This is a genomic window from Kribbella sp. NBC_00709 (assembly GCF_036226565.1).
Classification (GTDB): Bacteria; Actinomycetota; Actinomycetes; order Propionibacteriales; family Kribbellaceae; genus Kribbella.
Window position 1 is genome coordinate 5,343,943 of the sequence record NZ_CP108996.1, and the last position, 15,240, is coordinate 5,359,182.

Sequence of the window (15,240 nt, forward strand, 5' to 3'; positions counted from 1 at the left end):
CACGCCGGGAGGCACGCCGAGGGTCCAGGGCAGGGTCAGCGCACGTACGTCGCCAGCGAGGCGGCGCCGGCCGGTGCGACCGACTCGAGACGCAGGTGGACCGGCTTCTCGGATGGGCCGAACATCTTCTCGCCGGTGCCGACGATCGACGGCAGCGTCATCAGCCGGTACTCGTCGACCAGGTCGTCGGCCTGCAAGGCCCGGATCACACTCAGGCTGCCGGTGACCGCGATCGTTCGCGGCTCGGACCGCACGTAGCCGGTCAGCGTCCCGTCCATCAGCGTCGAGTTGGGGAAGGCGGACAGATCGGTCAGCGTGTGCGTCGCGACCACCTTGGCCATCTTGTTCATCCGGGTGGAGAAGTCGTCGGTGCGGTTCGGCCAGAGCCGGCTGAACAGCTCCCAGGTGGTCCGGCCGAGCAGCAGCACGCCGGTGTCCATCAGCTCGCCGAGCCGGAACTTGTCGCCGCCGGTGGTCTCGGGTCCGTGCCGGAACGCCCAGCCGCCGGCCGGCGTACCGCCGGATCCGTCCGGGTCGGTGACGATGCCGTCGAGGCTGACGAATCCGGTGACGATGACGTGGCCCATGGTTCCTGCTCCCTGCGTCGAGTGGTTGTTGCCCGTACTTACTGCCGGGCCGTCCCCGATTCATCGCTGCGCACGGAACTTTTGCGGGGAAGTGTGATCTTGACCGCATTCCAGGCCCGGCCTACTGTATGCCGTATACAAAACGACCGGAAGGCAGGGCCCTGATGAGAGTTGCGGTTCTCGGCGCCGGCGCGATCGGTGCGTACGTCGGTGCGGCCCTGCACCGCGGTGGGACCGAGGTCCACCTGGTGGCCCGCGGTCCGCACCTGGAAGCGATCCGTTCGCGCGGTGTGCAGGTGCTCAGTCCACGCGGTGACTTCGAGGCCAGGACGCCGGCCACCGACGACCCCGCCGATATCGGTCCGGTCGACTACGTCTTCCTCGGGCTCAAGGCGAACTCGTACGCGAGCGCCGGTCCACTGCTCCACCCACTGCTGCACGACCGCACAGTCGTTGTGGCGGCGCAGAACGGCATCCCCTGGTGGTACTTCCACGGTCTGAAAGGGCCGTACGAAGGCCGCCGGATCGAATCGGTCGACCCAGGTGGCTCCGTTACCCAGGTGATCGACCTCGACCGTGCGGTCGGCTGCGTCGTCTACTGCTCCACCGAGCTGGCCGGTCCAGGCGTCGTACAGCATCTGGAAGGCACCCGGTTCTCGATCGGTGAACCGGCGGGCGGCCCGTCGCAGCGATGCGCGGAGTTCAGTACGGCGATGGTCGCGGGTGGGCTGAAGTGCCCGGTCGAGGCGGACATCCGCACCGACATCTGGATCAAGCTGCTCGGCAACGCGGCGTTCAACCCGATCAGTGCGCTGGCCCGGGCGACGATGGTGGAGATCGCCACGCACCAGGGCACCCGGCAGATGGTCCGGATGATGATGGAGGAGTCGCTGGAGATCGCCGCGGCGCTCGGTTGTCACCCGGACATCTCCGTGGACAAGCGCCTCGACGGCGCCGAACGTGTCGGTGAGCACAAGACGTCGATGCTCCAGGACCTGGAGAAGGACAAGCCGCTCGAGCTGGACGTCATCCTCGCAGCGGTCGTCGAGCTCGCCGACCTCACCGGCATCAAGGCGCCGACCCTCCGCGCCGTACACGCCGTAACCGACCTCCTCGCCAGCAAGGTCGGCGTCTGAGCCGGGTGGGTCCGGCTGACAGCGACGCCGGACCCACCTGTTCCAGCTACAGCTCCAGCGGTCCGAGCGATGGGCCTGCGACGAAGTGGGCTACCGGATCGGCCATCACGTCGAGCTCGAGCACGACGAGGTCGTTGCTGCCGGGATGGAGCAGTGGACCCGGGACGTACAAGGTTTGCTGAGGTCCGCGGCGCCAGTACCGGCCGAGGTTGAACCCGTTCACCCAGGCGAACCCTTTGCCCCAAGCAACGGTCGAGAGGAAGTGATCGACGGGTTCGGCAACGTCGAAGGATCCGCGCCAGGCCGTCGGCCCGACCCCGGCTGCGGTTGACACCGGCGCACCGGCTGCCGGGTTCCACAGTCCTGGCACGTCGTCCAGATCGATCGCGCACACAGACCAGCTGTCCGGCTCGACCGCATCCGCGTCCGGCCGGTCCACCGGACCCAGCCGGACCGGTCCGATCAGACCCTTCGGCTCACCGATCCGCGGACCGTAGTTCACCCGCCCCTGGTCCTCGACCAGGATCTCCAGGCGTCCACCCCGTGGCAGCATCAGCGCACGGTCGTGCTGCTCCCGATCGAGTACGCCGACCGGCGCCCCGTCCAGGAACACGTAGGCGCGGTCCCGCACCTCGCCGACGCTGAACAGCACCGGCTCATCGCTCGACACTTCCGTACGGAACAACGCGAGGCGAGCGTCCAGCTCGTCCAGCGTCGGCATCCCGGTGTGCTCGCTCCACGGACCCCATGGATCAGCCAGCAACCGCAGCGGCGACCGCAGCGCAGCAGAGGTCTCCGGCGAGGCCGGACCCGACGCCGGGACATCATCGGGAACGGACGTGTACCGGGAGAGCACCTCCCGGAAGGCGTGGTACTTCGCCGTCGGGTGCCCGGCCTCGTCCAGCGGAGCGTCGTAGTCGTACGACGTGATCGTCGGACGGTAGACGCCCTTGTCGTTGGCCCCATTGGTCAGTCCGAAGTTCGTGCCGCCGTGGAGCATGTAGATGTTGACCGATGCCCCCGCCGCCAGCAGCGCGTCGAGCTCGGCCGCCGCCTCCGCCACGCTGGTGGTGTGGTGTGGTCCACCCCAGTGATCGAACCACCCGTCCCAGAACTCCATGCACATCAACGGTCCGGTCGGCTGGTGCCTCCGCAGCGTTTCCAGCCGTTCTGCCGCCCGCGATCCGAACGACCCGGTCCGCAGTACGCCGTCCAGCCCCCCGGCCGCGAGCATCGCGTCGACCGGCTGGTCCACCGTCACCAGCGGCACCGTGATACCCGCGGAGTGGATGATGTCGGCCACCGCCTTCAGGTACGTCGGATCGTCGCCGAACGCGCCGTACTCGTTCTCGACCTGCACCAGCAGTACAGGCCCGCCCCGGTCGATCTGCAGCGGCTCGACGATCTGCAGGACGTCAGACAGGTAACGGCCGACCGCAGCCATGAACTGCGGTTCGTACCGGCGGACTCCCAGACCCGGCTCCCGGAAGAGCCAGGCAGGGAGTCCGCCGTTGTCCCACTCCGCGCAGATGTACGGGCCGGGGCGGACGATCGCGTAGAGCCCGGCGGCGGCCACCTCCCGCAGGAAGCGCTCGAGGTCGAGCATCCCGGAGGTGTCGAAGGTGCCCGGCCGCGGGCTGTGCGCGTTCCACGGCACGTACGTCTCGATGGTGTTGAGCCCCATCAGGCGGGCCTTCTCGATCCGGTCGGTCCAGCTGTCCGGGTGCACCCGGAAGTAGTGCAGGGCACCGGACAGGATCCGGAAGGGCCGGCCGTCGAGGAGGAAGTCGGACTCACCGATCTCGAACATGGGTCAGCCGTTGACCTGGAAGCCCTGCTGGTTGCCGTAGCTGACCAGGGCGTCCTGCCAGGCCTTCAGCCCGGCGTTCAGGTCGGACTTCGACTGGTACGCCTTGCCGACGGTGTCGCCGTAGATGCTGTTCGCGTACAGCTCGTAGGGCAGGTAGCTCCAGCCCTTCACGACGTTGTCGGCCGCACCGGTCAGCACCTGGTTGACCTTCTGGCCGCCGAAGTACGCGCTCGCCTTGTCCACGAATGCAGTGTCCTTCAGATCCTTCGTCGTTGCCGGGAAGCCACCGCTGGCGAGGAACGGCTTCACCCCCTCGTCGTGGTTCAGCCAGCGGACGAACGCCGCCGCCAGCGCCGGGTTCTTGCTCTGCTTGAGCACCGACTCCGTGCTGCCGCCGTTCTCCGCGGTGGCCGGCTGACCGTCGTACGTCGGCATCGGGGCGACCCGCCACTTGCCGGCACCGGCCTTGACCGAGGACTCCATCACGCCCGGCATCCAAGCACCGGTCGGCAGCGTCGCGATGGTGCCGTCGCCGAGCGCCTTGAACCACTCGTCGGTCCAGCCCGGGATGTTCGACACCAGGCCGCCCTCGACCAGCTGGTTCCAGGTGCCGGTCCACTTCTTCGAGCCGTCGTCGGCCAGGTTGATGCTGATGTTCTTGCCGTCGGTCTTGAACGGCTGACCGCCGGCCTGCCAGATCATGCTGGTGGTGAAGCCGGCGTCACCGGAGTCGTTGGTGATGTAGGCCTTCGGGTTCGCGGCGTGCAGCTTCTTCGCGGCGGCGACGTACTCGTCCCAGGTCTTCGGTACGGCGATGCCGTACTTGTCGAAGACCTCCTTGTTGTAGAACAGCGCCATCGGCCCGGAGTCCTGCGGCAGACCGTACAGACCGGTGCCGGCGTGGACGGCCGCCCAGGTGGAGGCGGTGTACGCCGACTCGTACTGGCTGAAGCCGTACTGGTTCAGGTCGACCAGCGAGCCGGGCAGTGCGAACTGGGGGAGCGCCTGGTACTCGACCTGGGCGACATCCGGTGCGCCGGAGCCGGCCTTGATCGCGTTCTGCAGCTTGGTGTAGTGGTCGTTGCCGGTCCCGGCGTTGACGTAGTTCACCTTGACGTTCGGGTACTGCGCCATGAACGCCTTCACCTGGGTCTCCGCTGACGGCGTCCAGCTCCAATAGGTGATCTCACCGCCGGCCTTGAGCGCGGCGTCGACGGCGTCGGACGAACCCGTGGTCGCGCTACCGCTGCTGGTGTCCGTCTTCGAACCGCCGCACGCGGCGACCGCTGCGAGCGCCACGATGGCGGCTCCGGCAACCACCAGCTGCCGGATGCGGTGTGTGCCTCGCCGATGTGCCTTCATCTTGTTGCCTTTCACTTGACCGAGCCTGCCGACAGGCCGGACTGCCAGAACCGCTGGAGTAGAAGGAAGGCGATCACCAGAGGCACGATGGTCAGCAACGACCCCGTGATCACCAGGTTGTAGATGGGGCGGGCACCCACGCCGGTCGCTTGGTTGCTCCACTGGGTGAGGCCGACCGTGAGCGGGTAGAGGTTGGGTTTGCTGAGCATGATCAGCGGCAGGAAGTAGTTGTTCCAGGTCGACACCACCGCGAACAGCAGCGTCGTAACGATGCCCGGGGCAAGCAACCGCAGGGCGACGGTGAAGAACGTCCGCACCTCACCCGCTCCGTCGATCCGGGCCGCTTCGAGCAGTTCGTGCGGTACGGCGTCGGTCGCGTAGACCCACATCAGGTACAGCCCGAACGGGCTCACCAGCGACGGGATGATGATCGCCCACACGGTGTTGGTCAGTCCGAGGTTCGAGAACATCAGGAACGTCGGTACGGCGAGCGCCGTACCGGGGACAGCGACCGCCCCGAGCAGTACGGCGAAGACCGCGCGCCGGCCGGCGAACTTGTACTTCGCCAATCCGTAGCCGGCTGCGGTCGCGAGCAGCGTCGCGCCACCCGCTCCGACGACGACGTACAGCACAGTGTTGCCGAGCCAGCGCAGGAAGATGCCGTCGTTGTAGGTCAGCGTGTCCTTGATGTTGCCGAAGAACGCGAAGCTGTTCCCGAACCAGAGCCCGGGTGACGACAGCAGGTCGTCCTGGGTTTTCGTTGCGCTGAGCAACAGCCAGACGAGCGGGAGGATCGTGTACAGCAGGTACAGGACCATCACACCGGTCAGTACCTTGGAGCGCTTCGGGCGCAAGGGAGAGGTCAGGGTACTCACAGCGACTCCCGGGATCCGCGGAGCTGGACGACGTACGCGATGATCGCGGTGATGACGCCCATCACGATCGCGATCGTGGCCGAGTAGTTGAACTGCTGGCCGGCGAAGGACAGGTTGTAGGCGTACATGTTGGGCGTGTAGTACGTCGTGATCACGTTCGGCGCGAGCGTGCGCAGGATGTTCGGCTCGTTGAACAGCTGGAAGCTGCCGATGATCGAGAAGATCGTCGCGATCACGATCGCCCCGCGCAGCGCCGGAAGCTTGACTGCGCGGATCGTCCGGAATGTCCCGGCGCCGTCGATCGCCGCAGCCTCGTAGAGCTCGCCCGGCACGGTGCGCAGTGCCGAGTAGAAGATCAGCATGTTGTAGCCGACGAACTCCCAGGTGACGATGTTGGCGATCGACGGCAGCATCCAGCTGCTGCTGAGCGGCTGGATCGCGGTCGTCCCGAACAGGTCGTTGAGGTTCGCGGCGAGCCCGAAGTTGTCGCCGTAGATGTAGCCCCACATCAGTACGGCGACCACGCCAGGGACGGCGTACGGCAGGAAGATCACGATCCGGAAGAAGCCGGACGCGTGCAGTCGCGCGCTGTCGATCGCGAGCGCCGCGAGCAACGCCAGCACCAGCATGATCGGCACCTGGACCACCAGGAACGCCGCGACCCGGCCGAACGACTCCCAGAACTTCGGGTCCTGCAGCGCCGCGGTGTAGTTGTCCAGCCCGACGAACACCCGGCCGCCGAAGAAGGCCTGATTGCGATAGAGGCTGAGATAGATCGCGTACCCGATCGGGGCCAGGAAGGTCAGCGCGAACACCGTCAGGAACGGGCCGACGAAGATCCACCCCTTGCCGTCCCGGCCGGCCGTACTGCGCCGTCTGCCGGCGACGTGCACCGGCCTGACCTGCTGCCGGGTCACGGACTCCGCCATGTCCGTCGACCTCCTCCCGCGCTCATGACGTCCTGCAACGCGCATGTTGACGTCAACATCGACGCGGCGACGGTAACGTGTTTACGTCAACATGTCTACACTGCGGACACGACTGAGGAGGCGGGGATGTCAGCGGAGGAATCAACGGTGCGACGGCGGCGCGGTCCGTCGATGGCTGACGTCGCCCGGCTCGCCGGCGTCTCCGGGCAGACGGTCTCCCGGGTCGCGAACGATCGCCACAACGTCGACGCGATCACCCGCGACCGGGTCCAGGCTGCGATGCGCCAGCTCGGCTACCGGCCGAACAGCGCCGCCCGCGCCCTGCGCAACGGTGAGTACCGCAGCATCGGAGTGATCGTCTTCGAGCTGCACAGCTTCGGCACGACGCGCACGCTCGACGCGATCGCCACCGCGGCCACGATCCGCGGGTACTCGATCAACCTGGTCCCGGTCCTGGATGTCACCCAGAGCGCGGTGACGAACGCCTTCGGGCGGCTGGGGGAACAGGCGGTCGACGGCGTGATCATCCTGATCGAGGCGCACACCCTGGACGCGGCCGGCGTACGGCTGCCGGAGGGGCTGTCGGTCGTGGTCGTCGACTCGAGCGCGCACTACGACTACCCGATCGTCGACACCGACCAGCGGCAGGGCGCTCGGCTCGCGACCGAGCATCTGCTCGAACTGGGACACAAGACGGTGTGGCATCTGGGCGGTCCGCCGACGTCGTTCGCCGCGGACCGGCGCCGTCGCTCGTGGGAGCAGACGCTGATCGACCACGGCCGGGAGGTGCCGCCGGTGCAGGACGGGGACTGGTCGGCGACGTCCGGCTACGAGGCCGGCCGTCGCCTCGCCGAGAACGATCAAGTGACTGCGGTCTTCGTCGCGAACGACCAGATGGCGCTCGGTCTGCTGCGCGCGCTGTACGAACGGGGTCGCGCAGTGCCCGACGACGTCAGCGTGGTCGGCTTCGACGACATGGAAGAGGCGGCCCATTTCTGGCCGCCTCTCACCACGGTCCGCCAGACGTTCACCGAGGTCGGCCGCCAGAGCGTCGACGCCCTGATCGCCGAGATCCACAGCGGCGAACATCACCACGCGCCGGTCGCCGTACCCACCGAACTCGTCATCCGCAGAAGCACCGCCCCGCCGTCAAACCGCGACTAGAACGGAGCGGATCAGGTCGGCGGTTTCGGTGGGGGTTTTGCCTACGCGAACCCCGGCGGCCTCGAGGGCCTCCTGCTTCGCGGCCGCCGTACCCGACGAGCCGGACACGATCGCGCCCGCGTGTCCCATGGTCTTGCCCTCGGGCGCGGTGAACCCGGCGACGTACCCGACGACCGGCTTGGTCACGTTCTCCTTGATGAACGCGGCCGCCCGCTCCTCGGCGTCGCCGCCGATCTCACCGATCATCACGATCGCGTCGGTGTCCGGGTCGTCCTGGAACGCCTGCAGCGCGTCGATGTGCGTCGTCCCGATGATCGGGTCGCCACCGATCCCGATCGCGCTGGAGAACCCGAAGTCCCGCAGCTCGTACATCATCTGGTACGTCAGCGTGCCCGACTTCGACACCAGACCGATCCGCCCGGGTCCCGCGATATCGGCGGGAATGATCCCCGCGTTGGCGCGCCCGGGACTGATGATGCCCGGGCAGTTCGGCCCGATCACCCGCGTCCCGTTCGCCTGCGCGTAGGCGAAGAACGTCGCAGTGTCCTGCACCGGTACGCCTTCGGTGATCACGACCACGAGCGGTACGCCGGAATCGACCGCCTCGATGACTGCGCCCTTGGTGAAACGTGGCGGCACGAAGACCACCGACACGTCCGCGTCGGTCGCCTTGACCGCGTCGGCGCACGATCCGTAGACCGGGATCGACCGCTTCGCGAAGTCGATCGACAGGCCGCCCTTGCCCGGTGTCACGCCGCCCACCACATTGGTGCCGGCGGCAAGCATCCGGCTGGTGTGTTTCTGTCCCTCGGACCCGGTCATGCCCTGTACGACGACCCGGCTCTTCTCGGTCAGGAAGATCGCCATCTCTACAGTCCCTTCTGCGCGGCGAGACCGGCGGCCAGTTCCGCGGCCCGCGCCGCGGCGCCGTCCATCGTGTCGACCACGGTCACCAGCGGATGGTTGGCCTTGGCAAGGATCTTGCGGCCCTCGTCGACGTTGTTGCCGTCGAGCCGGACGACGAGCGGCTTGTCGGCCTGGTCGCCGAGCAGTTCGAGTGCCTGCACAATGCCGTTGGAGACCGCGTCGCATGCGGTGATTCCGCCGAACACGTTCACGAACACACTGCGGACCTGCGCGTCGGACAGGATGATCCCCAGTCCGTTCGCCATCACCTCGGCCGAGGCGCCACCACCGATGTCGAGGAAGTTCGCCGGCCTCACGCCGTACTGCGAACCCGCGTACGCGACCACGTCGAGCGTCGACATGACCAGGCCGGCCCCGTTGCCGATGATGCCGACCGAGCCGTCGAGCTTGACGTAGTTCAGCCCCTTCTCGAGGGCCGCGGCCTCCAGGGGATCGGCTGCGGCGCGATCCTCGAAGCCCGCATGATCCGCATGCCGGTACGCCGCGTTGTCGTCGAGGGTCACCTTGCCGTCGAGTGCCTCCAGTGAACCGTCGCCCAGCCTCACCAGCGGATTCACCTCGACCAGCGACGCGTCCTCCGCGACGAACACATCCCACAACTTCCGTACGACGTCCCGCGCGCCGGCCGGGAACCCGGCGGCCGCGACGATCTCCGCCGCCTTTGCCTCGTCGACGCCGACGGCCGGATCGATGGACACCTTCGCGATCGCGTCCGGGTTGGTGTGCGCGACCTCCTCGATCTCGACGCCGCCCTCGGTGCTCGCGATGCACAGGTACTCGCGGTTGGCCCGGTCGACCAGGAACGAGAAGTAGTACTCGTCGGCGATGTCCGCCGCGGGGGCGAGCAAGACGCGGTGCACGGTGTGCCCCTTGATGTCCATGCCGAGAATCTCGCCTGCCTTCGCGACCGCCTCCTCTGGTGTGGCGGCGAGCTTCACGCCGCCGGCCTTGCCTCGGCCGCCGGTCTTCACCTGGGCCTTCACCACCACCCGGCCGCCGAGCTCCGCGGCCGCGTCCGCCGCGTCGGCCGGATCCTCGATCACCCGGCCGAGCGTCACCGGGACGCCGTGCCGGGCGAAGAGTTCCTTGGCTTGGTACTCCATCAGGTCCACATCCGCCTCCTCGAAGTCTGCAGACGACTGTATGCGGTATGCAATCTGGTCACAAGAGTCAGGTCGCAACACCTCAGGTCTGGACAACCTCCGGCGGGAAGGAGTACCACAGATCTCATACGGTATGCAGTAGTCAGGAGGCGATGTGAATCACGTGACGCGGGATGTACGTGACGTCTACGGCCGGCGGTACCGGATCGGCGAGGACGCCCGTGAACTGACCGGGCACTCGCGGCGCTGGCAACTTTGGGCCGCCTGGGCCTGCATGGTCGCGATCAGTCCGTTGCAGTACTCCTTCGGCACGGCCGCCCTCGGCTTCGACCGAGGCTGGGGTGCGACGCAAACCCTGTGGTTGCTGGCGATCTTCGTCGCCTGCCAGGCCCTGGTCGCGATCCCGGCGGCCTGGACCCAGCGGGTACGGCGGGCAACGCCGACGCAGCTCGTTGTCCTCGGTGGCACGCTGGCCGCGATCGGTCTCGCGACCCTCGCCCACGCGCACAGCTACCTCTCTGCCGTCGTCGGCTATGCGCTCCTCGGTGGCATCGGCGCAGGCCTCGTGTACTCCGCCTGCATCACCACGTCAGCACGCTGGTTCCCGGACCGGCGTACCGCGACGATCGGTTTCGTGACCGGCGGCTTCGCCGTCGGCGCCGTACCGAGTATCGCGCTGCTGACGATCTTCGAGTCGAGTCAACGGATCGTCTTCGACCTCACCGCGCTGATCGCCCTGCTGATCGTGCTGGTCGCGGGCGGTCTGCTGAAGGATCCGCCGAGATACTGGTGGCCTGCGGACCTGGATGCACAGGCATGGGCGATCGACCGCAAGCTGAACCGCAGCATCCCGAACAATGCGCCCGCGGTCCGGCATTACCGCCCAGCGGAAGCGATGCGGACCGGTGCGCTTCCGCTGATGTGGTTGCTATTGGCAATCAGCACGGCGCTGTCGCTGTTCGGCATCGGCCTGGTGGCCGGCTATGCGGTGAGCGCGGGCTTCGGCCTCGCGACCGCAGGTGTGGCCGCCGGACTGCTTGCCGCTGTCAACGGTCTCGGGCGATCGTCGGCCGGCCACCTGTCCGACCGGTTCGGCCGTCGTCGAGTGCTGGCCGCCGTACTGATGATCGAAGGCTTCGCGCACGTCGGTCTGGTGATCGCAGGGAACGGCTGGTCGTTCGTGGTGTGTGCGATGTTCGCCGGGCTCGGCGGTGGCGCGTTCTACGCGATCATGGCCAACCTCGTGCTCGAGTTCTTCGGCGAGAACAGCCTGCTGCAGAACCAGGCGATCCTGTACTCCGCAAAGGCGGTCGGCGGCCTGCTCGGCATTGGTGTTGCCGCGTCGTTGGTCGCGGTAGTCAGCTACCGACCGCTGTTCCTGGCCGCCGGCTTACTTGGCATCGTGACTGCGCTGAGCGTGCGGCTGCTCAAACAACCCGGTCGACCGGCCCTTTCGGTGCGCCAACAGCTCGGTACGCCGGTGGCGGGCGAGTGAACGGCTACGCGAAGGTCCGACGGCCAGATCCGTGCGTGATGGAGCTGGTGTCCCGCCTGGCCCGCGAACCGTGGACCGATCGTCCTGCCAGCGTGCATCCCGTACTGAGCGCTGTCGCAAGGGCGGCGCACGATCACAGCAGCTCCGCCGGCCGCCGGGAGCTATTGCCGCTGGCGCCACAGTTCATGAACACGAGCGCGGTGGGCTTCGAGCCCTCCGCGCGCCTGGTCGCGCTCTGTGTGTCGACGGCGTTGGCCAGCGGCGAACTCGTCGGCGACGAGCGGAACCGGTTGGCTGCGTCGCATCAGACTGCGCTGCACCTATTGGGTTCGGAAGCTCGGCCGGGGGGAGCGGCTCGGTTCTGGCTGCCGGCCCTGGGTCGTTGGAGCGAGCCGTTCTACCGAACGGTCGTCGCGACAGAGCATGCAGCCGAGGCCGTGGCGGTCACTGCCCGGGCAGCAAACGACGTACAGCTGAGGAACCTACTGAAGCAATGCCTGGCGGCTCATGGCGCCGTCCGCCCCAAGCCCTCGTGCTCCGCGTCGGCCCAGAAGTCCGGGTCGTAGTCGTCGTCCGGGATCGCCATCAGCTCAGGCCGGTGCGGTGCGCGGACCTGCTGCTCGAGCCGGTGAAGGTCCGCCGTGCAGCGCTCCAGATCGTCGAGCAGCCGTAGTACGTCGAGATGCGGACCGAGCTGATTCCTCAACGCCATAAGGGATTTCTCCAGGCCGAGGAGTGCCGCGCGAGTCCGCTCGAGCTCTTCAGAAATCGTCATCACAGCCTCCTCGACGCGAACTCTGGACAACCACCATCGCGTGGGATAAGACTACGACTACACCATACGGTATGCAATCTACACACCAAGCCGCACGACGGCCTTCCGAGGAGATGACTGCAGATGGCGCAGACAGTGTCGGAGACCCAGCCCGCCACCCACGTGAAGGAACCGGAGACGATCTCCGGCGGTCACCTCGTCGCGAAGGCCCTGAAGGCCGAGGGGATCGACGTGATCTTCACGCTCTGCGGCGGGCACATCATCGACATCTACGACGGCTGCGTGGACGAGGGCATCGCGGTGGTCGACGTCCGGCACGAGCAGGTCGCCGCCCACGCCGCGGACGGGTACGCGCGAGTGACCGGCAAGCCCGGGTGCGCGGTCGTCACGGCCGGCCCGGGGACGACGGACGCGGTCACCGGCGTCGCGAACGCATTCCGCGCCGAGAGCCCGATGTTGCTGATCGGCGGCCAGGGTGCGCTGAACCAGCACAAGATGGGATCCCTGCAGGACCTGCCGCACGTCGACATGATGACGCCGATCACCAAGTTCGCCGCGACCGTGCCGCACACCGCACGCGTCGCCGACATGGTGTCGATGGCGTTCCGCGAGTCCCTGACCGGGGCCCCCGGCCCGTCCTTCCTGGAGATCCCGCGCGACATCCTGGACAACTCGGTCCCGGTGGAGTCCGCGACGGTCCCGGAGGCCGGGCACTACCGGGCGTCAACGAAGAGCATCGGCGACCCGGCGAGCATCGAGGCGCTGGCCGACCTGCTGGTGCGGGCCGAGAAGCCCGTCGTACTGCTCGGCACGCAGGTGTGGACCGCCCGCGGGAGCGATGCGGCGACCGAGTTCGTGCGGACCCTCGACGTACCGGCCTTCATGAACGGCGCTGCCCGCGGCACGCTCCCGCCGGGAGACCCCCACCACTTCCACTTGTCGCGGCGGTACGGGTTCAACAACGCCGACCTGATCCTGATCGTCGGCACGCCGTTCGACTTCCGGATGGGGTACGGGCGCCGGCTGCCGAAGAGCGCGACCGTCGTACAGATCGACATGGACTACCGCACCGTCGGCAAGAACCGCGATATCGATCTCGGCCTGGTCGGCGACCCGGGCGCGATCCTCGCCGCCGTCACGCAGGCGGCGTCGGGCCGGCTGCACAAGACCGATCGCAAGGCCTGGTTCGCGGAGCTCCGCGCCGAGGAGGACGCGGCGTACCAGAAGCGGCTGTCGCGGCAGCTGTCCGACGCGAACCCGATCCACCCGCTGCGGCTCGCGCACGAGATCAACGAGTTCCTCACCGAGGACTCGATCTACATCGGCGACGGCGGCGACATCGTGACGTTCTCCGGCGGCGTCGTCCAGCCGAAGTCGCCGGGCCACTGGATGGACCCGGGACCGCTCGGCACGCTCGGCGTCGGCATCCCGTTCGTCCTCGCGGCGAAGTACGCGCGGCCGGACAAGGAGGTCGTCGCACTGTTCGGGGACGGCGCTTTCTCCTTGACCGGCTGGGATTTCGAGACGCTGGTGCGCTTCAACCTTCCCTTTGTCGGTGTCGTCGGCAACAACTCCTCGATGAACCAGATCCGCTACGGCCAGGAGGCGAAGTACGGCCACGACCGCGGCCGGATCGGCAACACCCTCGGCGACGTCAGGTACGACGAGTTCGCCCGGATGCTCGGCGGGTACGGCGAGGAGGTCCGCGACCCGAAGGACATCGGGCCGGCCATGCAGCGCGCCCGTGAGTCGGGCCTGCCGTCGCTGATCAACGTCTGGGTCGACCCGGACGCCTACGCCCCCGGAACCATGAACCAGACCATGTACAAGTAAGGGGACCCGTTATGACCAAGGCCCTCGATGGTGTCCGTGTCCTCGACATGACCCACGTGCAGTCCGGACCGTCCTGCACCCAGATCCTTGCCTGGCTCGGCGCCGACGTGATCAAGCTCGAGGCACCGACCGGCGACATCACCCGCCAGCAGTTGCGCGACCTCCCGGAGGTCGACAGCCTCTACTTCACGATGCTCAACTGCAACAAGCGCAGCATCACGCTGAACATGAAGTCCGACCGGGGCAAGGAGATCTTCACCGACCTGGTGAAGAACGCCGACATCCTGGTGGAGAACTTCGCCCCCGGCGCGATCGACCGGATGGGCTTCACCTGGGAACGCCTCCAGGAGCTCAACCCCGGCCTGGTGTTCGCCTCGATCAAGGGCTTCGGCCCGGGCCGCTACGAGAACTTCAAGGCCTACGAGGTGGTCGCCCAGGCGATGGGCGGCGCGATGAGTACGACGGGGTTCGAGGACGGACCGCCGACGGCGACCGGCGCGCAGATCGGCGACTCCGGGACCGGGATCCACCTGGTCGCCGGCATCCTGGCCGCGCTGTTCCAGCGGACGCACTCCGGCAAGGGCCAGCGGGTGACCGTGGCGATGCAGGAGGCGGTGCTCAACCTGACCCGGGTCAAGCTGCGTGACCAGCAGCGGCTGACACACGGACCGTTGCGCGAGTACCCGAACGACAACTTCGACAGCGAGGTGCCGCGGTCCGGGAACGCGTCCGGTGGCGGCCAGCCCGGTTGGGCGCTCAGGTGCGCGCCAGGCGGACCGAACGACTACATCTACGTGATCGTCCAGCCGCCGGGCTGGGCGCCGATCGCAGACCTGATCGGCAAGCCCGAGCTCGCCGAGGATCCGGACTGGGCGACGCCGGCCGCACGGCTCGACAAGCTCGACAAGATGTTCGCGTTGATCGAGCAGTGGACCGAGCAGCACACCAAGTTCGAGGTGATGGACAAGCTCAACGCGCTGAACGTCCCGTGCGGTCCGATCATGTCCACGGCCGAGCTGATCGCGGACGAGACCCTCGCCGACCTCGGCGCAGTGGTCGAGGTGGAGCACCCGCAGCGCGGCACGTTCAAGACCGTCGGCTGCCCGATCAAGCTGTCCGACTCGCCGGTCGAGGTGCAGACCTCGCCGGGTCTCGGTGAGCACAACTCCGTCATCTACGGCTCGCTCGGAATCGACACGGCCGAGCTCGAGGAACTCAAAGCCAGCGGCGTGATCTGAAGTGGA

The 15,240-nt window shown here is 67.6% G+C and carries 13 protein-coding genes; 5 read left to right on the plus strand and 8 right to left on the minus strand.

Annotated features, from left to right (window positions below; translation table 11 throughout):
• Positions 1-35: 35 nt before the first annotated feature.
• Positions 36-587, minus strand: a complete 552-nt coding sequence (locus OHA18_RS26375; protein ID WP_328997982.1) for a dihydrofolate reductase family protein — start codon at positions 585-587, stop codon at positions 36-38.
• 164 nt (positions 588-751) lie between these two features.
• On the opposite strand from OHA18_RS26375, the gene OHA18_RS26380 reads away from it, so the two are divergent.
• Complete coding sequence (locus OHA18_RS26380) at positions 752-1,723, plus strand: 2-dehydropantoate 2-reductase (RefSeq protein ID WP_328997983.1); 972 nt, start codon at positions 752-754, stop codon at positions 1,721-1,723.
• A gap of 46 nt (positions 1,724-1,769) precedes the next feature.
• Here OHA18_RS26380 and OHA18_RS26385 read toward each other — a convergent pair whose 3' ends face one another.
• Genes OHA18_RS26385 through OHA18_RS26400 form a run of 4 tightly spaced genes read right to left on the minus strand, consistent with a single transcriptional unit; the run spans position 1,770 to position 6,699 of the window.
• A complete protein-coding gene (locus OHA18_RS26385) occupies positions 1,770-3,533 on the minus strand; it encodes a glycoside hydrolase family 35 protein (protein WP_328997984.1) in 1,764 nt (587 codons plus the stop codon).
• A gap of 3 nt (positions 3,534-3,536) precedes the next feature.
• Positions 3,537-4,910, minus strand: a complete 1,374-nt coding sequence (locus tag OHA18_RS26390; RefSeq protein WP_328997985.1) for an ABC transporter substrate-binding protein — start codon at positions 4,908-4,910, stop codon at positions 3,537-3,539.
• Positions 4,907-5,770 carry a carbohydrate ABC transporter permease gene (locus OHA18_RS26395; RefSeq protein ID WP_328997986.1) on the minus strand — a complete coding sequence of 288 codons (864 nt, stop codon included), beginning with the start codon at positions 5,768-5,770 and terminating at the stop codon, positions 4,907-4,909. The genes OHA18_RS26390 and OHA18_RS26395 overlap by 4 nt, the downstream gene beginning before the upstream one ends.
• Positions 5,767-6,699, minus strand: coding sequence for a carbohydrate ABC transporter permease (locus OHA18_RS26400; RefSeq protein WP_328997987.1), 933 nt, complete (start codon positions 6,697-6,699; stop codon positions 5,767-5,769). The genes OHA18_RS26395 and OHA18_RS26400 overlap by 4 nt, the downstream gene beginning before the upstream one ends.
• A 126-nt stretch (positions 6,700-6,825) precedes the next feature.
• Here OHA18_RS26400 and OHA18_RS26405 point away from each other — a divergent pair, with 126 nt between their 5' ends.
• On the plus strand, positions 6,826-7,863 hold the full coding sequence (locus tag OHA18_RS26405) for a LacI family DNA-binding transcriptional regulator (protein WP_328997988.1): 1,038 nt from the start codon (positions 6,826-6,828) through the stop codon (positions 7,861-7,863).
• On the opposite strand, the gene sucD is transcribed toward OHA18_RS26405, so the two are convergent.
• Together sucD and sucC are read right to left on the minus strand one after the other, a co-directional pair.
• Positions 7,849-8,730 carry a succinate--CoA ligase subunit alpha gene (gene sucD, locus OHA18_RS26410; RefSeq protein ID WP_328997989.1) on the minus strand — a complete coding sequence of 294 codons (882 nt, stop codon included), beginning with the start codon at positions 8,728-8,730 and terminating at the stop codon, positions 7,849-7,851. The two genes, OHA18_RS26405 and sucD, sit on opposite strands and share 15 nt — an antisense overlap.
• A gap of 2 nt (positions 8,731-8,732) precedes the next feature.
• Positions 8,733-9,902, minus strand: a complete 1,170-nt coding sequence (gene sucC / locus OHA18_RS26415; protein ID WP_328997990.1) for an ADP-forming succinate--CoA ligase subunit beta — start codon at positions 9,900-9,902, stop codon at positions 8,733-8,735.
• Between the two features lie 154 nt (positions 9,903-10,056).
• Between sucC and OHA18_RS26420 the strand changes: the two genes are divergently transcribed.
• Complete coding sequence (locus OHA18_RS26420; RefSeq protein WP_328997991.1) at positions 10,057-11,388, plus strand: OFA family MFS transporter; 1,332 nt, start codon at positions 10,057-10,059, stop codon at positions 11,386-11,388.
• A 505-nt stretch (positions 11,389-11,893) separates the two neighbouring features.
• On the opposite strand, the gene OHA18_RS26425 is transcribed toward OHA18_RS26420, so the two are convergent.
• Positions 11,894-12,163 carry a hypothetical protein gene (locus tag OHA18_RS26425; protein ID WP_328997992.1) on the minus strand — a complete coding sequence of 90 codons (270 nt, stop codon included), beginning with the start codon at positions 12,161-12,163 and terminating at the stop codon, positions 11,894-11,896.
• A gap of 123 nt (positions 12,164-12,286) precedes the next feature.
• Between OHA18_RS26425 and OHA18_RS26430 the strand changes: the two genes are divergently transcribed.
• Both OHA18_RS26430 and frc read left to right on the plus strand, forming a co-directional pair.
• Positions 12,287-13,996 (plus strand): thiamine pyrophosphate-binding protein, encoded by a 1,710-nt coding sequence (locus OHA18_RS26430; protein ID WP_328997993.1) that lies wholly within the window; start codon positions 12,287-12,289, stop codon positions 13,994-13,996.
• Between the two features lie 11 nt (positions 13,997-14,007).
• Positions 14,008-15,234, plus strand: a complete 1,227-nt coding sequence (gene frc / locus OHA18_RS26435; protein WP_328997994.1) for a formyl-CoA transferase — start codon at positions 14,008-14,010, stop codon at positions 15,232-15,234.
• Positions 15,235-15,240: the final 6 nt, after the last annotated feature.